Here is a 21,251-nt window from a genome sequence, read left to right on the forward strand (position 1 = left end):
CCTACCTTCACTAAAATTACGCTAGACAAGTGTGCTTTGGGTGACGTCAAAATTCTGACCTCTAACTTCTGAACCCTGACATCTGATATCTGAAATCCATCAACCAACAACTATCAACTATTTACTCATAAGATCCTCGATCTCCTCGATCTCTATCGGGATGTTCTTCATCAAATTAAAAGGCTCCCCTTTTTTCTGGATGACCACATCATCTTCCAACCGGATGCCCATACCCTCTTCGGGAATGTAAATACCCGGCTCCACGGTAAAGACCATATTCGCCTTCATGGGTGTTTTTAAGGCCCCGTAATCATGGGTGTCCAACCCGATATGGTGACTGGTACCATGCATAAAGTATTTTTTATAGGCCGGCCAATCCTTGTTCTCGTTTTTTACGTCGGCCTTGTCCAATAAGCCCAAGCCCAACAGTTCCGAAGTCATCATCTTGCCCACTTCCTTATGGTATTCGGCCCAATCGGTACCGGGGACCAACAATTTTGTCGCTTCGTTCTTCACCCGCAATACCGATTGGTATACTTGCTTTTGGCGGTCGGTGAACCGCCCGCTCACGGGAATGGTTCGGGTAAGGTCGCTGGAGTAGTTGGCGTATTCGGCCGCCACATCCATCAACAGCAGTTCCCCTTTTTTACATTGTTGGTTGTTCTCGATATAATGCAGCACATTGGCATTGGCCCCCGAGGCGATGATCGGGGTATAGGCAAACCCTTTGGAGCGATTACGGATAAATTCGTGCAAGAGTTCGGCCTCGATCTCATATTCCCAAACACCGGGTTTTACAAAACCCAACAGCCTTCGGAATCCCTTTTCGGTGATATTACAGGCGTGTTGCATCACATCGATTTCCTCCGGTTCCTTTACCCCACGAAGGTCGTGCAAAATGGGATTGCTCTTGGCTACCTTATGGGCGGGGAATTTTACCTTGCAATCGCGAATAAACCGGTCTTCCCGGGTTTGGGTGACCACCGACTGGCGGTAATGCTCGTTCGTATTGAAATAAATGGTTTCGGCCTCGGTCATCAGGCCAAAAAACACCTTGTCGAACTCCTGCAACCAATACACGGTTTCAATTCCGGAGATTTCCGTGGCCTTTTCCTTCGTCAGTTTTTCGCCTTCCCATACGGCGATATGGTCGTTGGTCTCCCGAACAAAAAGGATTTCTTTGTGCTTCTTTTCCACAGCATCCGGGAACAGCAGTAAAATGGTCTCCTCTTGGTCGGCCCCACTCAGGTAAAAGAGATCCCGATGTTGCTCAAAGGGCATGGTACTATCGGCACTTATGGGATATACATCGTTGGAATTGAAGACCGCAATGCTGGATGAGATCATCCGGTCCATGAATTTCTTACGGTTTTTTATAAAAAGTTTACTGCTGATGGGTTCGTATTTCATGTGGAAAGGTTTTAGACCATAAATTTAATAATTACGATAGGGAAAGTGCCGGTTTATAAAATTAATTATCTTAGTCCAACCAAAAAATTGCCCCTTTTATCCCCAAGCATTGAACGCCGCCTACATTTTATTCAATTCCGGGATGTATTCCGTTTAGTTTATCCATATGAAATCAATTTTACGCTTCGTTTGCCTTTTCCTTTTACTTTCCAACCTCAACCATGCACAGACCGATGCCGAGGTATTCAACAATTTGAAATTCCGCTTTATCGGGCCCGAAGGCAACCGTACCATCGCTATTGCGGGCGTCCCCGGGGACCCCATGGTCAACTATATTGGCGCTGCCTCAGGAGGCCTATGGAAAACCGACGATGGGGGTGTCAGTTGGAATTCGATTTTCGATGCCCAAGAAGTATCCTCCGTGGGTTCGGTGGCCATCACCCCTACCAATCCCGATATCGTTTGGGTGGGTACGGGGGAGACCTTTGTGATCCGCCCTGCCCATGCCATGGGAGACGGGATCTATAAATCGGAGGATGCCGGAAAGACTTGGAAGAACATGGGCCTTGAAAAGACCGGGCGTATCGGCCGGGTCATCGTTCACCCGACGAATCCCGATATCGTCTATGCCGCCGCCTTAGGCCATACCTACGCACCCCAACAAGACCGAGGGGTATACAAAACCACCGACGGGGGTAAAAGTTGGAAACGGATCCTCTTTATCGATGAAAACACCGGGGCGGCCGACATTGCCCTGGACCCTAAAAATCCCGATCGCCTTTTAGCGGGACTTTGGTCGATACATATCAATACTTGGGGCTTGAACAGCGGGGGACCTGGGGGTGGCATCTACCGCTCTTTGGATGGGGGCGATACATGGGAGGCCCTTTCGAAAAAAGGATTGCCCGGCGGCAAGGACAATCCCGTGGGGAAAACCGGGGTTTCCATTTCACATTCCAACCCTGAAGTGGTCTACGCCCTTTTTGAAATCGATAGTCCGGCCCTCTACCGTTCCGAGGATTTTGGGGATACCTGGACACTACAGACCCGCAATCACGATATTAACGAACGGGCCCCCTACTATACCCGTATGGCGGTTTCTACCGATGATCCCGACGAGGTGTATTTTGCCAATGTGAAGTTCAGCACCTCCAAAGATGGGGGTAAAACGATCAAAGGCGGCTATAAAGCGGGAGGCGACAACCATGATATATGGGTCGACCCTACCAATGCGGATAGGATCATGGTGGCCCATGATGGGGGGGCGAGCATTAGTCTTAACCATGGCGAAACCTTTCAACGCATAGTGCTCCCCATTGCCCAAATGTACCATGTGGCCGTCGATGACCAAGTGCCCTATAATGTCTATGGCAACCGACAGGATGGGTATTCCTATAAGGGGCCGAGCAATAGCCTGCAAGGTTATATACCGATTGGTCTTTGGAAAGGGGTCGGGGGTTGTGAAAGTGGCTTTGCCCAACCCGATCCGTTTGATAATGATATCGTATGGTCGGGCTGCTATGATGGTGGACTCGAACGCTACAATGCCAAAACGGGACATGCCCGAGACGTTCGGGTTTGGCCCGAAGCGGGGTACGGTTGGGCCCCGGCCGATCTAAAATACCGCTGGCATTGGAATTTTCCACTGGCCTTTTCGCCCCATGTAAAACATCGGGTGTATGTGGGGAGTCAATTTGTACATAAAAGCGATGATAATGGGCAAAGTTGGCAGGTGATCAGTCCCGACCTTACCCTGAACGACAAATCGCACCAACAGAGTTCCGGAGGCATTGCCGTGGATAACCTGATGACCTTTGACGGCTCCACCTTGTTCGCTATTGTGGAATCGCCCTTGGAAGCCGGACTTCTATGGACGGGAAGCAATGACGGACAGGTACAGCTGACCCGGGACGGAGGGGCAACTTGGACCAACGTGACCGAAAATATTCCGGATCTCCCGAAATGGGGGACCATATCCAACATAGAAACCTCTCGGTATAAAAAAGGAACCGCCTATATCAGTGTGGATTTGCACCAGATGGGCAGCTTTGATCCCTATATTTATAAGACCAGTGATTACGGGCAAAATTGGACGTTGATCAGTGGTGGTATCCCGAAATCCGTACACAGTTTCGTACATGTGGTCAAGGAAGATCCCAAGCGGGAAGGCATGCTCTATGCCGGAGTGGACAATGGGATCTACATCAGCCACGACGATGGGGCACATTGGATGCGCCTTCGCAACAACCTGCCGCCCGCGCCCGTGTATTGGCTCGAAATTCAGGAACGTTTTGATGATCTGGTCGTGGGTACCTATGGAAGGGGGTATTACATTCTGGATGATATTTCACCCTTGCGGGAATTCGATCTGGATGCCAAGGATAAAAAAGCCCATTTGTTCAGTGTACGACCCACCTACCGTTTTCATGACAAACAAAGCATAAAGACCGATGGGCCCAGCAACAATTCAGGACGAAATCCGGCCTATGGGGCTGGAATCAACTATTATTTGAAAGATAGCACCGATCAAAAGGTAGAAATACAGATCATGGATGCCAACAATACCATCATCAGGACCTTAAAAGGGGAAAATGATAAGGGCATACACCGGACCCAATGGGATCTGCGGTACGAACCTACCTATAAACCCCGATTACAGTCCACCCCTCCCGGAAGGCCTTGGGTACAGCTCAATGGGGAAGGTTGGCGCCCCTTGGTCACCTGGGATTTGGATCTTTGGCGTGGGCAATTCGGGCCGCGGGCCGTTCCCGACACCTATAAAGTGAAGCTTCGTATAGGGGAGGAAGAATATGTGCGTGAGGTGGAGGTATTAAAGGACCCTACCTCAGAAGGCTCGTTGGAAGATATCAAGGAGCAGGTGGCTTTTTCGTTGGAATTGCGGGATGCCATGAACCTGGCCGTGACCATGATCAATGATATTGAAGGCATACGGTCAGAGCTGAATGACATTATTCCCAGCCTGAAGCAGGAAAACGATATACAACATGCGACAGCATTGCGGGCCATGGCCCAGAACATAGCCGGGGCCTTGTATGACATCCATTTGACCGGGGCACGGGAAGATGCCTTTAGGGCACCCATGAAACTGTATGGCCGACTTAGTGCCTTGGCCAGTGATATCGGGGCCAATGGGGTGGATTTTAAACCGACGGACCAACAACGGGAGGTGCAGGCCATTTTCAATACCCGTTTGGAAAACGTTAATGAGCGCTTTGAAAAATTCATGAAGGTGGAAGTGAAACGGTTGAACGCCCAATTGAAAAAGAGCAAGTTGCAGATCCAGACGGATAAAAAAATCAAATCGTAATTAGGGAAAAAGTTTTAGTATAAAAAAACTATTTGATTACGGCATATTCCTGAAGTTCGGCAGCGTTCATGCGAACGATATCGATATCCATAGGGATAGGCGTTAAGGGGGCATCCATAGAATCCCTAGGGGAGTTCACGATGGCATCGACGACCTCCATGCCCTTGATGACCTTGCCGAAAATGGTATAATCCCCATCCAGGCGATGCACCCCCTCTTTATGCTGTACAATATAAAATTGGCAACGGGCGGAGAGCTTGTCCGGGTTATTATCCCTTCCGGCACCTACGGCCCCATAGTCGTGTACCAAGTCGTCGTTGAACTCCGGTTTCAATAAATATTCGGGGTCGGTAAACCCTTCCGGGGTATCGGGACACCCGCCTTGGGCCACAAAATCGGGGATGACCCTATTGAAGGTCAACGAATCCCAATAGCCTTCCTTGGCCAATTGTAAAAAGCTTTGTTTATGGTTCGGGGTTTCCTCATACAACCAAATCAAGATTTCGCCTTGGGGCGTTTTTATCTGGGCGACTTCATAGTTCTGCCTTGCACATGTTGACAGTACGAACAAGAGGGGAAACAACAATTTAGACATAAGCCAAGATCTTTGTGCTAAGATAAAGAAAAGAGGGGTGTTTGGGTAGCCTTCCCAGTGCGGAATGACAAAAAAAAGGGGCTAAATTGATTTAGCCCCTCTCCCTGATTTAAGTTGGTTATCGTGTATTATTATGCCATGGCCTTTTTGATCGCCCCAATAATGGCCATTAAAACACCGCCTCCGACACCACCGCCGGCAACACTGCTCAAAATTCCTGCGATGTCCATGGCCCCGGCATCAGCGCCAGCGCTTAGGCCCAACATGCCGAGTAGTTGTCCTCCTAGTCCACCTCCCAATATTCCTACGATGGAGTTGCCCAGTGTTCCTAAGGACATGTTCTTTAATAATTTCCCGGCCACATTGCCCCCTAGGGCGCCTGAAACCAGTTGAATGATTAACGGTAAATACTCTTCCATTTGTTAAGGTTTAGTTGATTATTATCTCTAAATTTAACTCATTTTTTTATAATTTATTATTTTTTAGGTGTTTAAAATATCATTTTAATGGTTATTCCCTCTAATATGTATTGATTTGATAATCATGGAAAATACGCTGAAAACCTTGTGATTGGCCAAACCAAGCGCTAATTTTAACCCTCTTAAAAGTATAGCCCAATGCGTATAAAATCCATCCTCCTGATCTTTTCGGTTTTTTTGTCATATATCGCCATGGCCCAAAAAGATGCCAGCACTTCAAACACTAAATTAAAGGCCTTGATCATTGACGGACAGAACAACCACGACCAATGGCCCAAGATCACCTTTATGCTCAAAAAGTATCTGGAAGAAACCGGAATGTTCGCGGCCGATGTAAAACGCACCGCCTATACCTGGAAAGGCGAGGCCTATCTTACCGATTTTTCGGTTGAGAGGGTTGATAACACCCAAATCGTGGAGCAACCCAAATCGGACCCAAATTATGCCCCTGATTTTTCAAACTATGATGTGGTCATTTGCAATTTCGGATGGAATGCCGCGCCATGGCCTAATGAAACCCAAAAATCCTTTGAAGCCTATATGGAAAATGGAGGTGGCCTGGTCGTTTTTCATGCCGCGGACAATTCCTTTCCCGAATGGCCGGCCTATAACCAGATGATCGGTTTGGGCGGATGGGGAGATCGAAACGAAAAAGACGGCCCTTATGTCTATTATACTGATACGGATGAGCTGATACGGGATATGACCCCCGGACATGCAGGTGCCCACGGCCCTCAGCATGAATATCAAATCCAATTGCGAAATACCGAGCATCCGATAACCAAGGGAATGCCCGAAAAATGGATGCACACCAAAGACGAATTATATCAAGAATTACGTGGCCCTGCGGAAAACATGGAGGTTTTGGCAACTACCTATGCCGCCGAGGAACAGGATGGTTCTGGCCGCCACGAACCGGCGATGATGGTGTTGCAGTATGGCCAGGGACGTATTTTCCATTCCATCTTGGGGCATGCCGATTATTCCGTGCAATGTGTTGGTTTTATCACCACCATGCTCAGAGGGGCTGAATGGGCCGCCACAGGAGGGGTTACCATTCCCATCCCCCATGATTTTCCTACTGCAGAACAATCGAACAGTCGTAATTTTACCATAGAATAAACCATGCAACTAACCCTTAGTATTCCCGCCCTGCTCTTCCCTGCGATTTCCTTATCGATGTTGGCCTATAACGCCCGATATTTGGCAATAGCCGCCCTGATTCGACAATTGCACCAAAAATTCCAAGAAACCGCCTCCCCGGCAGTAGGACTCCAAGTGAAGAAATTACGCCAACGCTTATCGATCATCAAGAACATGCAGGCCGTAGCCATTTTAAGCTTTTTGTTCAGTGTCATCACCATGTTCCTTATTTATATAGAGCTTGAATTTTGGGCCAACCTGGTTTTCGGCATTAGTCTTTTGGCCTTGATGATTTCATTGATCCTCTCGTTGATCGAAGTGCAGTTATCGACCAAAGCGCTATCAATTCAATTGGAGGATATAACCGCTGAAGCCCAAAAAAAGCCATAGTCTGGCATTGGGCTAGCTTTAGAAAAGTCAAAAACCGCGGGTTGGCCAAAACCGACCGATCAGTTTGTTTTGACCGTTCTGTTCTCCCATCCAAACTAGGATGGAATCGATTTTGGGGCGTAAAATGTCGGCTAAAGTCCTTCTAAAGTGGGGTAATAACGGGTTTTGAATAAAAAACAGACCCATCGGTTTGTTTGATACGACTTCGCGAGGCACGAAGCGATCTCTTTGGTATTGATAAAGAAGGCGTTTGATTTTCATCCCAGTGGATTCCGTACCCTCTACGGAATGACAAAAGGCAATGTATTCATCTTTGGGAGTACGAAAGCTGTCTTGTCGAAATAACTCGTTGGGCTGGCAATCCATGTGATTCTGTTAAGAAGATCATGTGCGAAAATGTCTGGTCGAGCGCAGTCGAGACCTCCTTATTTGATTAAGTTAATAGTTCTCGACTGCGCTCGAACGGACATCGATATCCTTTTAAATAATCACATGGTTCGTCTTCGCGAGGTACGAAGCGATCTCATTGGTATTGGTATTTGTAATTAGGTACAAGGCCTAGAAAGGCGAACCTACATGAAAAAGGGCCTCACCTTGGTTGACCACCGCCTGGTGGTTGATACTAAAGACAAAGCCGTCAAAAGGGGCCTTGATTTTTTTGCTCCGCTTGGCATAGGTGTCCGTAATAAGTCCCATTTCCTGTCCTTTTCGCACTTCGCTCCCGTTCGTAATTTCAGGAATGAACATTCCCGCCGTGGGGGCACGAAGCCATTTACGATTCGCCAAGAAAACCGATGCCATACGCTCAACGTACATCGGTTCTATCTTTGAGATCATCGTGAAATGTTTCAACACATTCAAAATACCCTGCATACCCTCCATGATCGAATACTCATCGAACCTCATGCTTTCCCCGGCCTCAAAAACAATAGCGGGTTTGCCCAAACGAAATGCGGCATTGCGAAACGACCCTTTGATCAAGCGGGATGGAAACGAAAACGGGGCGTTAAACACCTCGGCCAATTCCCTGCTGTCCGCATCTTCCTGGGTAAAACGTATTTGGGGGAAATTATGCCGTTGGGCACCCCCAGTATGCAAATCGATGGCAAAATCCATTTGATGCATGATCTCGGAAACGTAGTGATATGCTATACGACTTGCCATAGAGCCCGATTTTGTGCCTGGAAAACTTCGGTTAACATCCTTTCCATCGGGTACATCACGGGAAAAGTGGATAAATCCGAATATATTCAATATGGGCACGGCAATAATCGCCCCCTTTGTGATCTTGAATCGATTATCCTGTAACATACGGCGTACGATCTCAATCCCATTGATCTCATCGCCATGCAAACCGGCCTGTATCAATACGGTAGGTCCGGGTTGTTTTGAATTGAACACATAGACCGGGATATCGATAAGGGTCCCTGTCGGAAGCCTGTCTATCTTGATCTTTACCAATTTTTCCTCACCGGGAATAACGGTTTCCCCGCCTATCTCTATGTTTTTATTTTCTTTTTCTCGAAACATTTCTTTCAACATACAAAATTATCTCCTTTGCGATATTCACTCCAGTTATCGCTTCGATCCCTTGTAACCCTGGTGAAGCATTGACCTCAATGAGCAAAGGCCCTTTTTTGGAACGGATGATATCTACCCCGGCAACTCCCAAACCAAGATGTTTGGTCGCTTTCAAAGCCATATGCTGCTCTTTCGCCGTGGGGGTAATCGCCTCGGTAAGTCCGCCCCGATGTACGTTGGAGCGGAACTCCTCCACATCGCTACATCGCTTCATACTGCAAATCACCTTGTTGCCCACGACAAAAATACGGATGTCCTCGCCATTCGATTCCTCTATATATTTTTGGATTAGGATACTGGTATCCATCTTATAAAACGTATCGATGATCGATTTGGCCGATTTTTTGCTTTCCGCCAAAATCACCCCCAATCCCTGGGTGCCTTCCTGAAGCTTGATGATTACAGGAGGGCCTCCCAAAAGTTCGATCTGTTCGGCAATATCATCGGGATTGATGGAAAAAAGGGTCTCTGGAATGGGAATGTGTTTGCGCGATAGAATCTGGAGTGTCCGCACCTTATTCCTGGCCCGAATTATACTCAAGGAACGGGCAGTACTGAAGACCCCGTTCATTTCGAACTGTTTTACGATAGCCGCACCATGTCTAGTGACTTTGGCCCCTATTCTAGGGATAATGGCATCGAAGACATCGGTGATGTTCTCATTTAAATAATACACTTTCGGCTTGCCCGACCCCAACTTGACCGAACATTTGGTATGGTCTATCAGTTCGATATAGTGTCCAAGGTTTTCTGCCTCTTCCGCGATACGCTTTGTGGAATATACATTCATACTTACGGAAAGCAGTCCAATATCCATGTCCTAATTTTTACCACGGGTAAGATCGTTGAAAAAAAAGAAAATGCCTAATAAAATATAATACCCAAAAAAAATGAGGACGGTATCATGAAGGGATGTGATTTATTACTGCTAAAGTTACACCGCTATAACTTGAGGATTTTGAAGATAACTTCTATCCCTTTTCATCGACTTACAAACCATTTGGCCTCCCTTTACCTACAAATTCCCTCCATCGCCTTGTTTAAGCAATCCCCTTTGATGGGGCTATTTGGGCGAAAAACGTTAAACAGATCGTTTTTTGTCCTTAAAATGAGTCTAAATAAGGAAACTTAAGTTCTTCAAAGTTTGTTCATATTTTGCCATTACAGTAAATTTGCACCCAAAATCAACTACCAATGAGCGGGTTCTTTAATTCTTCAATAGGTAGGAAGTATGCCATGGCGCTTTCTGCTTTTTTCCTGATTATTTTTTTAATCATTCATTTATCGGTAAATCTTACTTCCGTTTTCAGTAAAGACGTTTTCAATGAATTTTCCCATTTTATGGGCACCAATCCTTTGATTCAGTTTGCGATGCAGCCGGTACTGATATTCGGTGTAGTTTTCCATTTTGTGATGGGTTTTATCCTGGAACTGAAAAACAGAAGTGCCCGGGCAGTGAAATATGTCAAGAACACTGGGTCGGCCAATTCAACTTGGATGAGCCGGAATATGCTTTTAAGTGGTGGGGTGGTCTTGGCGTTTCTTGTATTACACTTTATTGATTTCTGGATTCCTGAAATGAACGTGAAGTACCTTCAAGGCGATATGAGCGGTTTATTATCCGATGGGGAAGGCTATCGCTATTATGAGGAATTGGTTCATAAGTTTGAAAGCCCATTGCGCGTTGGCGCTTATGTCATCGCCTTTGTGTTATTGGCGCTGCATTTATTACACGGATTCACCTCTGCGTTCCAATCCATTGGGGCGACCATGGGAAGAAGAAAAACAGTTCAAAATATTGGCAAGGCCTATTCAATACTTATTCCATTAGGATTTATTGTAGTTGCTCTTTTCCATCATTTTAACCATTAATACCATTTATTTATGTCTGTATTAGACTCAAAAGTGCCGAAAGGACCAATTAAGGACAAGTGGACCACTTATAAGGACAAAATAGATCTTGTAAACCCTGCCAACAAACGATTGATCGATATTATCGTCGTGGGCACCGGTTTGGCGGGCGGTTCAGCTGCTGCCTCCTTGGCAGAGCTGGGGTATAACGTAAAGGCCTTTTGTTTTCAAGATTCGCCCCGTAGAGCGCACTCTATTGCGGCACAAGGGGGTATCAATGCGGCCAAAAATTATCAAGGTGATGGGGATTCTACATATCGCTTATTCTATGATACCGTAAAAGGAGGGGATTATCGCTCCCGGGAAGCCAATGTATACCGGTTGGCGGAAGTATCTGTAAATATTATAGACCAATGTGTGGCCCAAGGCGTGCCTTTTGCCCGTGATTATGGCGGACTGCTAGACAACCGTTCTTTTGGGGGCGTATTGGTATCCAGAACGTTTTATGCCAAAGGCCAAACCGGGCAACAATTGCTATTGGGTGCCTACTCTGCCATGAATCGTCAGATCGGACGTGGGAAGATCAAAATGTACAATCGTCATGAGATGCTCGATGTTGTCATCGTCGATGGCAAAGCAAGGGGAATCATCGCCCGTAACCTGGTTACCGGTGAAATTGAACGCCATTCGGCCCATGCCGTGGTTTTAGGAACCGGTGGGTATGGGAATGCATTTTACCTGTCTACCTATGCCATGGGAAGTAACGTAACGGCTGCTTGGAAAGCCCATAAAAGAGGCGCTTTTTTTGCCAACCCTTGTTTCACCCAGATCCACCCCACCTGTATTCCGGTTTCAGGGGACCATCAATCCAAATTGACATTAATGTCAGAATCCTTACGTAATGATGGTAGAATATGGGTTCCTGCAAAAATAGAAGATGCCAAAGCAATTCAAGCCGGTAAATTAAAGCCCACTGAAATTGCAGAGGAAAACAGGGATTATTTCTTGGAACGCCGATATCCGGCTTTCGGTAACCTAGTGCCCCGCGATGTGGCTTCAAGGGCCGCTAAGGAGCGATGCGACGCCGGCCATGGTGTAAACGCCACTGGGGAAGCCGTGTATTTGGATTTTGCCGCAGCCATACAACGGTACGGTAAGGAACAGGCCCATGTAAAAGGATTGGATGAAAATGATGCCGCCCTTGTTACCCAATTGGGGAAAGCGATGATCAAAAGTAAATACGGCAACCTTTTCCAGATGTACGAGAAGATTGTTGATCAAAACCCTTATGAGACTCCTATGATGATCTATCCAGCGGTACATTATACCATGGGTGGTATTTGGGTCGATTATAATTTGATGACCACGGTTCCCGGTTTATATGCCATAGGGGAAGCCAACTTTTCCGATCATGGCGCGAACCGATTAGGGGCATCCGCACTAATGCAAGGATTGGCCGATGGGTATTTCGTATTGCCCTATACCATCGGGGATTATTTATCCGATGATATTAGAACAGGCGCTATTCCAACAGACTCCCCTGAATTCGATGCAGCGGAGAACCATGTTAAGGAACGTTTGGACAAATTGATCAATAACAACGGGAAATACTCCGTTGATCATTTCCACAAGCGGTTGGGGAAAATCATGTGGAACAAATGTGGTATGTCGCGTAACGCCAAAGACCTTAAAGAAGCCATTACGGAAATAGCGACGCTTAGAAAGGAATTCTGGCAAGATGTTAAGATCCCTGGACGGGCCGATGAATATAATGAGGAATTGGCCAAGGCAGGACGTGTAGCCGATTTCTTGGAATTGGGTGAATTGTTTGCCAAGGATGCCTTACATCGCGAAGAATCCTGCGGTGGGCATTTTAGGGAAGAATACCAAACCGCGGAGGGCGAAGCCCAACGAAGGAAAGAGTTCCAATATGTTGCTGCTTGGGAATATAAAGGGGAGCCATCGGATGCTGCCCTCCATAAAGAAGAGTTGCAGTATAGTGATATAGAAGTTAAAGAAAGAAGTTATAAATAGGAAACCTATGAAATTAACCTTAAAAATATGGCGTCAAAAAGATGCAAAAGCGAAAGGCAAGATGGTAGCCTATCAACTTGACGATGTTTCTCCGGATATGTCTTTTCTTGAAATGCTGGATGTATTAAACCAGGATCTGATCGATAAGGATGAGGAACCTATTGCTTTTGATCATGATTGCCGAGAAGGAATTTGCGGTATGTGTTCCATGTTTATCAATGGGCGGGCACATGGCCCTGATAGGGAGATTACCGTTTGTCAATTACATATGCGCAGTTTTAAGGACGGGGATACCATTACCATTGAACCATGGAGGGCCAAGGCCTTCCCTATTATCAAGGATTTGATCGTAGATCGGTCTTCTTTTGATAGGATCCAACAAGCTGGCGGATTTATATCGGTCAATACCTCAGGGAACACCCAGGATGCCAACAACATACCCATTTCCAAATATGCCGCAGATACGGCAATGGATGCTGCTACCTGTATCGGTTGCGGGGCCTGTGTGGCGTCTTGTAAGAATTCTTCGGCCATGCTTTTCGTAGGGGCCAAGGTTTCTCAATATGCCCTATTACCCCAAGGACGGGTAGAAGCCGTAGACCGGGTTAAAAATATGGTGGCGCAAATGGATTTGGAAGGTTTTGGTAACTGTACCAATACCGGGGCCTGTGAGGTGGAATGTCCTAAAGGAATTTCCTTGGAGAACATTGCCCGTATGAACAGGGAACTGGTAAAAGCGAACCTTATCAAATTCTAAAAGGGATACTGACGAATTTTAGACAATCCCATCCGGTTTCGGATGGGATTTTTTATCTTTATGAATGGCCAAATCCTATGCTGAAAATCGTATAAAAGTGCCTCGTTTTAATGAGGAATCAGGATTTTATACCACTCCGGAACGTTCGAAGATCATGGGAAAGATCCGTGGTAAGAATACGAAACCCGAATTGGCCTTTCGCAAAGCCCTTTGGGCGGCCGGATACCGCTATAGGATCGATTCCAGGAAATTGACAGGAAGACCCGACGTCGTCTTGAATAAGTATAAAACCGTTGTATTCATAGACGGGGAATTTTGGCACGGTTATAATTGGAGAGAACGAAAGCCGAAAGTAAAAACCAATAGGGACTTCTGGATCGCCAAAATTGAACGGAACATGCAGCGGGACGAGGAGGTTAATACAGAACTCAAAGGCTTGGGCTATGCGGTATTCCGTTTTTGGGAAAAAGAAATAAAAAAGGATTTGGAAGGGTGCCTGCAAAAAGTGCTTTCCCATTTAGGGCAGCAGTAGCAAAATACCGAACTGGTTTTATTATTTTTATGGAGACAGATATCCTATATGCCCAACTATCCACATAAAATCAATTCCAAACTCCCCAAGGTGAAAACCACGATTTTCACTACCGTGGGTAAAATGGCTAAAAAGTATGACGCCATTAACCTCAGCCAAGGTTTCCCGAATTTCGACCCTGATCCTAAGTTATTGGATTTGGTTTCCAAGGCCATGCATGAGGGTCACAACCAATATGCCCACATGGCCGGGTTGCCCAAATTAAGGGAAGTCATTGCGGCCAAGATTGCCGCATTACATCATCGGGCATATGATCCGGAAACTGAAATAACGGTAACGGTCGGTGCTACGGAAGCGATTTTTACCGCCATCACGGCCTTTGTGACCAAAGGGGATGAAGTTATCGTCATAAAACCGGCATATGACTGTTATGAGCCTGCCATCGAAGTTAACGGGGGTATTGCCATCTATGTGCAACTGAATGCCGAATTTAAGGTAGATTGGTCCGTTTTTAGGGAAAAGCTTACCCCAAAGACCAAAATGGTGATTATCAATACGCCCCATAATCCCAGTGGCACTATACTTTCCAAAACCGATATGCTGGAGCTACAACAAAGCTTGGCCGATACGAACATCATCGTTGTCAGTGATGAGGTCTATGAACATATCGTTTTTGATGGCCATACCCATGAAAGTGCCTCTCGATTTGATGATTTGGCCTCCCGCAGTTTTGTATGCTCCTCGTTTGGTAAAACATTCCATGTTACCGGTTGGAAGGTGGGTTATTGCGCAGCTCCCTCCGAATTGATGCATGAATTTCGAAAAACGCATCAATTCAATGTATTCAGTGTCGACCATCCGGTGCAACATGCCTTGGCCACCTATCTTGCAGAACCTCAGCATTATTTGGGACTGAACGAATTTTATCAAGAAAAAAGGGATTATTTTCTCAAAGCCCTCAAAGGTTCACGCTTTACCATAGTACCCTCCCAAGGCACTTATTTTCAGTTGCTGGGATATGCACATATTACGGACGAACGCGATGTTGATTTTGCCAAAAGATTGATTGTAGAGCATCAACTGGCTTGTATTCCCATTTCGGTTTTCAATGTTGCGGATTTAGACAATAAGGTATTGCGTTTTTGTTTTGCCAAAACGCGGGACACCCTTGAAAAGGCCACTGAGATTTTATGCAACCTCTAAGGCAAGGAAGCATTCACCAAGGTCATCATTTCCCCGATTTTACCGGGTTCTAACCAACGGGTAACCACAACCAACCCATTTTCTCGGTCAATGACGATGAAATTTCCACCAAAGCCGGCAGCATAATATATATTTTCTGAAAGACCCTCCCAATGTCGGTCCCCTTTTTTGTTCAGCCACCACATATACCCATAATTCACATTCGGCTTTGAAGGTGCAATGGCCTTTTTAATCCATGATTCGCTGATCAGCTGTTCTGATTTCCATTTTCCCTTATTCAAAAACAAAAGTCCAAAACGGGCCATATCCTCGGTATTGATAAAAAGTCCGGCCCCTGAATGCCCTCCGCCCGTCACCGACTTCATTTGAAGTCCGTCGATTTCTGTCCATGCGTGCCCGTACCCGTGCCAGCGCCATGTGGTCGATGCCCCGATCTTATCCATGATGTTTTCCTTAAGGACCCAAGGCAATGGTTTTCGCCATACATGGGTAAGGGCGTATGCCAAAACATTTACCCGAACATCATTATATTCCATGACGGTCCCCGGTTCATTCAAAGCACGAAATTTCCAATCGTCAAGTCCGCCTTCCATAGGTGGTCTATCGGCCCAATCCTTTCCTCCCCAAAGTTCACCGGACCAGTCCGAGTTCTGTTGTAATAAATGTTCCCAAGTGATTTTTCCATTATGGTCCCCCCCAAAAGTACCATCCCACACATATTGCCCCACCTTATCGTTTGTATTGGCAATCAGGCCTTTATCCAAAGCCAAACCTGCAACGGTCGAAAGAAAGCTCTTGGTGACGCTAAAGGTCATATCAACACGTTTTGTGTCTCCCCATTTGGCAATCAGATAGCCGTTTTTAAGGATCATTCCGGCCGGTCCACCCCGCTTCTTGGTCGGGCCTAGGATTTCGTGAAAAGGTTCCCTTTCAAACCCTTGTAAAATGGCAATCCGCAGATCCCTAGAGCCCGAATATTCGTTGTTCTTTGCAAATTCAAGCGCTTCCAGGAGTTTGTCCGCATTGATCTTAAAATCTTTGGAGGGTTTTTCCAGCCACTCGGCATTGCTCTCCGGAAAGTAAAAGTTATCCTGGGCAACTAAGGATGAGGTACATAATAGGATTACATAAAGGAACTTAATGGTGCGCATAAGAAATGGTTTTAATCTTCTTTGAAGTTAATCAAATCAAATCGTATTCACCAATCCGATGGTTTGTCTTTTTCGATAAAATAAGGGTGCATTTTATGTAAAAAGATGCATTTGGGTTTTTGATAGGCCCTGAAAATAAAAAAAAGAGCCACGTTGTGGGCGTGGCTCTAATTCATATCATTTTTAAAAATGATTATAGCATAAACAACTTTTTGATCAATAAAACTACTCCGTGATAAAAATCATTTTTATACACTAAGATTTCATCTTTCATTGGGGCATGGTTCATTTGGGCATCCATAATAAATAGGTTTGTAGATAGGGTTTGGGGTTAATTTTTTAATACACTATAAATATAGTTTAAAACGATGTTGTTCCCTTAATTATTGTTGTGAACGATGATTAATATGTTGTGAAAAAAATGAAAGGTAATTTTCATCGATGAAAAACCTGTTGTTAGCTCCCATATTTCCATTTCAAAAAGGCCACAATAGGCCATCTCCAAGCATCAAGGTCGTTCCATTTGTCACCCTTTTTAAAGCTTCGTGGACAGTATGTACTGTTTTACGAACACAAGATCTTGTGTATTGAATAATCAATGAAAATCTACCTATACTAAAATAAGGTATTAAAAATGCCCTAAACTTTCGCTAAAAAGTAAGGGCATAATCCGCTAGTACGCTTTTAAATCTATACGCCGTTTAGAAATCCAAATCGTCAAGATCGTCATCCAAATCCTTATCCTTTTCCGGATCTACTGCAGGTTTTGTGCAATCTAAATTGATCGACATGTTTTCAGGTTTGGGAAATTCGCCATCGGATACACCCAATTCCTCATTGGCATAGTTCTTTTTCATGTATAGTGCCCATATGGGTAGGGCCATCGATGCCCCTTGGCCATAGGTGATCGTCTTGAAATGTATGGCTCGGTCATCCCCACCGACCCATACCCCGGTGACCAAATTTGGGACCATGCCCATAAACCAACCATCACTTTGATTCTGGGTCGTTCCCGTCTTACCGGCAATAGGGTTCTTGAATTCATATGGATATCCTGTGATTATCTCTTTGTATTCCGGTCTCCATTTATCATATCCCGTAGTTCTTAGGCGGGTTCCTGAACCCCCTTGGGTTACACCTTCCATTAAGTTGACCATGGCATAGGAGACTTCTTTGCTCAACACATCCTTGGTCTCAGGAACGTATTCAAATAATACCGTACCGTTCTTATCCTCGATCCGGGTAACCATTACAGGCTTTACGTATACCCCTTGATTTACGAAGGTTCCATAAGCCCCCACCATTTCATATACATTGATGTCATGTGTTCCCAAAGCAATCGAAGGTACTTCTGGAATCTCTCCAGTAATTCCCAAGTTCTTCACAATAGAAACAACAGATTTAGGGCCGACCCTATCGATCAATTGGGCCGTTACACTATTTTTGGAATTAGCCAAGGCCCTTTTCAATGTATACATCTCCCCTGAAAATTTGCCTTCGGAATTTTTGGGACACCAAGGTTCAGGATTTCCGTGTTTCTCTGCCTCTATACAATATTGTGTGTCTGGCAATTCATAACATGGTGATAATCGTAACTGATCAATGGCCGCTGCATAGACAAACGGCTTAAAGGTCGATCCTGCCTGTCGTGCTCCTTGATATACATTGTCGTATTGAAAATGTCGATAATCAACACCGCCTACCCACGCCTTTACATGGCCCGTTTGGGGCTCCATCGACATCATGGCCGTTCTTAGGAACATCTTATAATACCGGATCGAATCAATTGGGGTCATCACGGTATCTTTCTCATGGGCATCGCTTTTCCAGTCAAAAACCGTCATCTCGGTCTTTTTGTTAAAGGAAGCACGAATGTCCTTTTCCGATTTGCCCTGTCTTTTCATTTCGCGCCAACGATCTGAATTCTTCATGGCGCGCTCCATAATGCCGTCTATTTCACTTTTTTCCAAATCCAGAAACGGTGCCGTACTATTACGGTCTGGGGTGTTTTGGTGAAAAAACTCCGCCTGTAACCGTTCCATGTGCTCTTGAACCGCTTCTTCGGCATTGGCCTGCATACGGGAATCAATGGTGGTATAAATCCGTAATCCGTCGAGGTACAGGCTCCATGTATCACGTTCCCCTTCAATGGCCGGTTTCGGATTCTCCTTGATCCATTTATTCATAAAACCCTGTAGGTACATCCTAAAGTAGGTCGCAAGTCCTTCCCGATGATTCTCGGGATTGTAATTGAGGTTGATCTTCATAGGCTGAAGGGAATCCTTTTCCACATCGCTTATATAATCGTACTTTGCCAATTGCGACAAAACAAGATTTCTCTTGTTCCATGTTAATTCTTCCCGTCGTAAAGGATTGTATAAGGAAGAGTTTTGCAACATACCGACCAACATGGCCGACTCTTCAATCTTCAGATCAATGGGTTCCTTGCCAAAATAAATGCGGGATGCGGAACGAATACCATCTGCATTGTTTCCAAAATCATAGATATTAAGGTACATTTTAATGATCTCTTCTTTAGTGTACCTTCTTTCCAATTGGGTAGCGATCACCCATTCCTTGATCTTCTGCTTAATTGTTTCGACTAAATTTCTGGACCTTGGTCCTACATAAATCTGACGTGCCAATTGCTGTGATAGGGTACTTGCCCCGCCTCTTTTTCCTAAAAAGAAAAGTGCCCGCGCAAATCCAATAGCATCAATACCGGAATGATCGTAAAAACGAATATCCTCACTGGCCACCAAAGCATTGACTAAATTTTGGGGCAAATCTTCATAATCTACCGGAGTACGATTGTCATCCAAGTAAAACTTTCCTAAAGTTGAACCATCGGAAGAAATGATTTGCGATGCCAAATTGGTCTGAGGATTTTCTAAATGTTGGAATTCGGGCATTTCTCCTAAATAGCCCCAAGCCGCCAATTGAAATATCAACACAATGGAAATAACCCCGCCAAAAAAAAGGATCCAGAACCATTTAATATATTTGTAAAAGCCCTTATTGGTGTTTTTCTTCTTGGCCTTTGCCATATTTTTACTCATTACTTTTTACAATTTCAAATCCGACATCGGTAATGCCCTCCAAATTTACATCACCTTCTACATTGCCATTTTTACGCATTGCATGGGACAAGCGTAAAGTATATACGCCAGAAGAAGGAAAAACGATGTTTTCCTTATACCATAATTTATTTTCCTTAATACTACCATGCCCCTTGCCCAGCCAGGTACCATCGGGTTGGGCCATCAGATATTCCAAGGTATCGGTAACCGTGTCCCCATTGGGATCTTCCAGGGCCGCTATCAGAAAAAGGTTGCTGTACGGAAAGGTGTTGTCATTACGGATATTGATGAACATTTGGTGCGATTGAAGGGTGTCTAATCCCGAGAAATTGAATTCAACTATACTATCCCTGTTCCAAGACCCATGGGTTGTCGCCTTAAAATCCGATTTCACGATGGAATCATCACAGGAAACCATAAAAACAACCCCTACCAAGGCTATCCAAATCCTAAGCATTCTTTTGACGTCTTTTGTTGTTATTCCTCCTTTTCTTATTCTTGTTCCTGTTATTGGACCTTTTTGGCCTATCAAAACGGGTCAGGCTATCCTGACCAACCGTATTTTCAAAAACCACCTTATCCTCAACAATATTGTCAACGGCATATTCCTCTAAACTGGCAACTTTTTCTTTCTTCCTGTTCTTGGCCATGATCTCAACGACCTGGTCCCTTGATAATATATGCCAATTGGATGGGTCCTCTTTATAAGAGAACCATAGTTTGGCTTTGAAAATATCGGATTTCTGGCAAAATGCCATTCCCTTCTCCGTAAATAATTTGGTGTCCTGGGGAGGAAAGTCTTTCAGCGCCTCCAAATATAGATCGAGCTCATAGTTAAGACAACACTTTAGCTTGCCACATTGACCGGCCAATTTCTGAGGATTCAGTGATAGTTGTTGATAACGGGCGGCGGCCGTGCTTACAGACCTAAAATCGGTCAACCATGTCGAACAGCATAATTCCCGCCCACAAGAACCAATGCCTCCCAGTCGTTGTGCTTCTTGGCGGTAACCTATTTGTCGCATCTCGATACGAATTCCAAAGGCCTTGGCCATATCCTTTATCAATTGACGAAAATCAACACGTTCTTCGGCCGTATAATAAAAAGTAGCCTTTGAAGCGTCGCCTTGAAATTCAACATCGGAGATTTTCATCTGCAATTTTAAGATGATGGCAATCTCTCGGGATCGTTTTTTGATTTCTTCCTCCCGATCCCTTGCCTTCTGCCAAATGTCAATGTCTTTTTGGCTGGCTTTTCGGTATATTTTAGGGATATCCTCGGCATCGGGTTTAACCTTTTTCTTCTTCATTTGAACCCGAACGAGTTCCCCTGTTAAGGTGACCATACCTATATCGTGACCCGATGGTGCTTGGGTGGCCACTATGTCGCCTATTGAAAGCGAAATATTCTCAGAATTTCTAAAAAATTCCTTTCTGCTATTTTTAAATCGGACCTCAACAATGTCAAACGGTTTTTCACCATTCGGAAGCGACATATTGGAAAGCCAATCGAATACCGTTAATTTATTACAACCATCGGTGCCACAAGTCCCATTGTTCTTGCACCCTTTTGGTTGTCCGTCCTTACCGGTTGAACAACTGTTACAACCCATATTTTGTATCTTGATTTGGGAAAACCCTTCAATCTCCCCAAAAAAGGTTCATATTAATCTTAATCGTAAAGATAGTATAATTTGTTGCAGATGTAAAGCGGGGA

The 21,251-nt window shown here is 45.2% G+C and carries 18 protein-coding genes; 8 read left to right on the forward strand and 10 right to left on the reverse strand.

Features of this window, described 5'->3' with window-relative positions; genetic code table 11:
• Window positions 1-117: 117 nt before the first annotated feature.
• Window positions 118-1,410, reverse strand: coding sequence for an aminopeptidase P family protein (locus tag HPE63_RS07590; RefSeq protein ID WP_188313650.1), 1,293 nt, complete (start codon window positions 1,408-1,410; stop codon window positions 118-120).
• Between the two features lie 166 nt (window positions 1,411-1,576).
• On the opposite strand from HPE63_RS07590, the gene HPE63_RS07595 reads away from it, so the two are divergent.
• Window positions 1,577-4,738, forward strand: coding sequence for a WD40/YVTN/BNR-like repeat-containing protein (locus HPE63_RS07595; RefSeq protein WP_188313651.1), 3,162 nt, complete (start codon window positions 1,577-1,579; stop codon window positions 4,736-4,738).
• Between the two features lie 28 nt (window positions 4,739-4,766).
• On the opposite strand, the gene HPE63_RS07600 is transcribed toward HPE63_RS07595, so the two are convergent.
• Together HPE63_RS07600 and HPE63_RS07605 are read right to left on the reverse strand one after the other, a co-directional pair.
• The gene (locus HPE63_RS07600; protein WP_188313652.1) at window positions 4,767-5,333 is read right to left on the reverse strand and encodes a peptidylprolyl isomerase; all 567 of its coding nucleotides are present in this window, start codon (window positions 5,331-5,333) and stop codon (window positions 4,767-4,769) included.
• Between the two features lie 131 nt (window positions 5,334-5,464).
• A complete protein-coding gene (locus tag HPE63_RS07605) occupies window positions 5,465-5,752 on the reverse strand; it encodes a hypothetical protein (RefSeq protein WP_188313653.1) in 288 nt (95 codons plus the stop codon).
• Between the two features lie 198 nt (window positions 5,753-5,950).
• On the opposite strand from HPE63_RS07605, the gene HPE63_RS07610 reads away from it, so the two are divergent.
• The gene (locus tag HPE63_RS07610; RefSeq protein ID WP_188313654.1) at window positions 5,951-6,934 is read left to right on the forward strand and encodes a ThuA domain-containing protein; all 984 of its coding nucleotides are present in this window, start codon (window positions 5,951-5,953) and stop codon (window positions 6,932-6,934) included.
• Window positions 6,935-6,937: 3 nt separating this feature from the next.
• A complete protein-coding gene (locus HPE63_RS07615; protein ID WP_188313655.1) occupies window positions 6,938-7,345 on the forward strand; it encodes a DUF2721 domain-containing protein in 408 nt (135 codons plus the stop codon).
• A 27-nt stretch (window positions 7,346-7,372) separates the two neighbouring features.
• On the opposite strand, the gene HPE63_RS07620 is transcribed toward HPE63_RS07615, so the two are convergent.
• From HPE63_RS07620 to HPE63_RS07630, 3 genes are all read right to left on the reverse strand, one after another.
• A complete protein-coding gene (locus HPE63_RS07620) occupies window positions 7,373-7,711 on the reverse strand; it encodes a hypothetical protein (protein ID WP_188313656.1) in 339 nt (112 codons plus the stop codon).
• Between the two features lie 192 nt (window positions 7,712-7,903).
• Window positions 7,904-8,887 (reverse strand): succinylglutamate desuccinylase/aspartoacylase family protein, encoded by a 984-nt coding sequence (locus HPE63_RS07625; protein WP_223198082.1) that lies wholly within the window; start codon window positions 8,885-8,887, stop codon window positions 7,904-7,906.
• Window positions 8,853-9,743, reverse strand: a complete 891-nt coding sequence (locus tag HPE63_RS07630) for a RimK family alpha-L-glutamate ligase (protein WP_188313657.1) — start codon at window positions 9,741-9,743, stop codon at window positions 8,853-8,855. The genes HPE63_RS07625 and HPE63_RS07630 overlap by 35 nt, the downstream gene beginning before the upstream one ends.
• A 377-nt stretch (window positions 9,744-10,120) precedes the next feature.
• Here HPE63_RS07630 and HPE63_RS07635 point away from each other — a divergent pair, with 377 nt between their 5' ends.
• The 5 genes from HPE63_RS07635 to HPE63_RS07655 all read left to right on the forward strand — a co-directional run bounded on the left by HPE63_RS07635 (window position 10,121) and on the right by HPE63_RS07655 (window position 15,303).
• Window positions 10,121-10,798 (forward strand): succinate dehydrogenase cytochrome b subunit, encoded by a 678-nt coding sequence (locus HPE63_RS07635; protein WP_188313658.1) that lies wholly within the window; start codon window positions 10,121-10,123, stop codon window positions 10,796-10,798.
• 12 nt (window positions 10,799-10,810) lie between these two features.
• The gene (locus tag HPE63_RS07640) at window positions 10,811-12,811 is read left to right on the forward strand and encodes a fumarate reductase/succinate dehydrogenase flavoprotein subunit (protein ID WP_188313659.1); all 2,001 of its coding nucleotides are present in this window, start codon (window positions 10,811-10,813) and stop codon (window positions 12,809-12,811) included.
• A 7-nt stretch (window positions 12,812-12,818) separates the two neighbouring features.
• Window positions 12,819-13,568 (forward strand): succinate dehydrogenase/fumarate reductase iron-sulfur subunit, encoded by a 750-nt coding sequence (locus HPE63_RS07645; RefSeq protein WP_188313660.1) that lies wholly within the window; start codon window positions 12,819-12,821, stop codon window positions 13,566-13,568.
• Window positions 13,569-13,632: 64 nt separating this feature from the next.
• The gene (locus HPE63_RS07650; RefSeq protein WP_188313661.1) at window positions 13,633-14,100 is read left to right on the forward strand and encodes a very short patch repair endonuclease; all 468 of its coding nucleotides are present in this window, start codon (window positions 13,633-13,635) and stop codon (window positions 14,098-14,100) included.
• A gap of 48 nt (window positions 14,101-14,148) precedes the next feature.
• Window positions 14,149-15,303 carry a methionine aminotransferase gene (locus HPE63_RS07655; protein WP_188313662.1) on the forward strand — a complete coding sequence of 385 codons (1,155 nt, stop codon included), beginning with the start codon at window positions 14,149-14,151 and terminating at the stop codon, window positions 15,301-15,303.
• Here the strand turns inward: HPE63_RS07655 and HPE63_RS07660 are convergent.
• From HPE63_RS07660 to HPE63_RS07675, 4 genes are all read right to left on the reverse strand, one after another.
• Window positions 15,300-16,454, reverse strand: coding sequence for a serine hydrolase domain-containing protein (locus HPE63_RS07660; RefSeq protein WP_188313663.1), 1,155 nt, complete (start codon window positions 16,452-16,454; stop codon window positions 15,300-15,302). The two genes, HPE63_RS07655 and HPE63_RS07660, sit on opposite strands and share 4 nt — an antisense overlap.
• Before the next feature lie 701 nt (window positions 16,455-17,155).
• Window positions 17,156-19,513 (reverse strand): penicillin-binding protein 1A, encoded by a 2,358-nt coding sequence (locus HPE63_RS07665; RefSeq protein WP_223198083.1) that lies wholly within the window; start codon window positions 19,511-19,513, stop codon window positions 17,156-17,158.
• Complete coding sequence (locus tag HPE63_RS07670; protein ID WP_188313664.1) at window positions 19,506-19,991, reverse strand: gliding motility lipoprotein GldH; 486 nt, start codon at window positions 19,989-19,991, stop codon at window positions 19,506-19,508. Before HPE63_RS07670 ends, HPE63_RS07665 begins: the two co-directional genes overlap by 8 nt.
• Window positions 19,984-21,147: a PSP1 domain-containing protein gene (locus HPE63_RS07675; protein ID WP_188313665.1), complete on the reverse strand. Its 1,164-nt coding sequence runs from the start codon at window positions 21,145-21,147 to the stop codon at window positions 19,984-19,986. Before HPE63_RS07675 ends, HPE63_RS07670 begins: the two co-directional genes overlap by 8 nt.
• Between the last annotated feature and the right edge of the window lie 104 nt (window positions 21,148-21,251).

It is taken from the genome of Maribacter arenosus, from assembly GCF_014610845.1.
Classification (GTDB): domain Bacteria; phylum Bacteroidota; class Bacteroidia; order Flavobacteriales; family Flavobacteriaceae; genus Maribacter_A; species Maribacter_A arenosus.

What these genes read in the sequence shown, in the direction of transcription:
- HPE63_RS07590 (WP_188313650.1), bottom strand. Translation starts at nt 1,410, where the DNA reads ATGAAATACGAACCCATCAGCAGTAAACTTTTTATAAAAAACCGTAAG.
- HPE63_RS07595 (WP_188313651.1), top strand. Translation starts at nt 1,577, where the DNA reads ATGAAATCAATTTTACGCTTCGTTTGCCTTTTCCTTTTACTTTCCAAC.
- HPE63_RS07600 (WP_188313652.1), bottom strand. Translation starts at nt 5,333, where the DNA reads ATGTCTAAATTGTTGTTTCCCCTCTTGTTCGTACTGTCAACATGTGCA.
- HPE63_RS07605 (WP_188313653.1), bottom strand. Translation starts at nt 5,752, where the DNA reads ATGGAAGAGTATTTACCGTTAATCATTCAACTGGTTTCAGGCGCCCTA.
- HPE63_RS07610 (WP_188313654.1), top strand. Translation starts at nt 5,951, where the DNA reads ATGCGTATAAAATCCATCCTCCTGATCTTTTCGGTTTTTTTGTCATAT.
- HPE63_RS07615 (WP_188313655.1), top strand. Translation starts at nt 6,938, where the DNA reads ATGCAACTAACCCTTAGTATTCCCGCCCTGCTCTTCCCTGCGATTTCC.
- HPE63_RS07620 (WP_188313656.1), bottom strand. Translation starts at nt 7,711, where the DNA reads ATGGATTGCCAGCCCAACGAGTTATTTCGACAAGACAGCTTTCGTACT.
- HPE63_RS07625 (WP_223198082.1), bottom strand. Translation starts at nt 8,887, where the DNA reads ATGTTGAAAGAAATGTTTCGAGAAAAAGAAAATAAAAACATAGAGATA.
- HPE63_RS07630 (WP_188313657.1), bottom strand. Translation starts at nt 9,743, where the DNA reads ATGGATATTGGACTGCTTTCCGTAAGTATGAATGTATATTCCACAAAG.
- HPE63_RS07635 (WP_188313658.1), top strand. Translation starts at nt 10,121, where the DNA reads ATGAGCGGGTTCTTTAATTCTTCAATAGGTAGGAAGTATGCCATGGCG.
- HPE63_RS07640 (WP_188313659.1), top strand. Translation starts at nt 10,811, where the DNA reads ATGTCTGTATTAGACTCAAAAGTGCCGAAAGGACCAATTAAGGACAAG.
- HPE63_RS07645 (WP_188313660.1), top strand. Translation starts at nt 12,819, where the DNA reads ATGAAATTAACCTTAAAAATATGGCGTCAAAAAGATGCAAAAGCGAAA.
- HPE63_RS07650 (WP_188313661.1), top strand. Translation starts at nt 13,633, where the DNA reads ATGGCCAAATCCTATGCTGAAAATCGTATAAAAGTGCCTCGTTTTAAT.
- HPE63_RS07655 (WP_188313662.1), top strand. Translation starts at nt 14,149, where the DNA reads ATGCCCAACTATCCACATAAAATCAATTCCAAACTCCCCAAGGTGAAA.
- HPE63_RS07660 (WP_188313663.1), bottom strand. Translation starts at nt 16,454, where the DNA reads ATGCGCACCATTAAGTTCCTTTATGTAATCCTATTATGTACCTCATCC.
- HPE63_RS07665 (WP_223198083.1), bottom strand. Translation starts at nt 19,513, where the DNA reads ATGAGTAAAAATATGGCAAAGGCCAAGAAGAAAAACACCAATAAGGGC.
- HPE63_RS07670 (WP_188313664.1), bottom strand. Translation starts at nt 19,991, where the DNA reads ATGCTTAGGATTTGGATAGCCTTGGTAGGGGTTGTTTTTATGGTTTCC.
- HPE63_RS07675 (WP_188313665.1), bottom strand. Translation starts at nt 21,147, where the DNA reads ATGGGTTGTAACAGTTGTTCAACCGGTAAGGACGGACAACCAAAAGGG.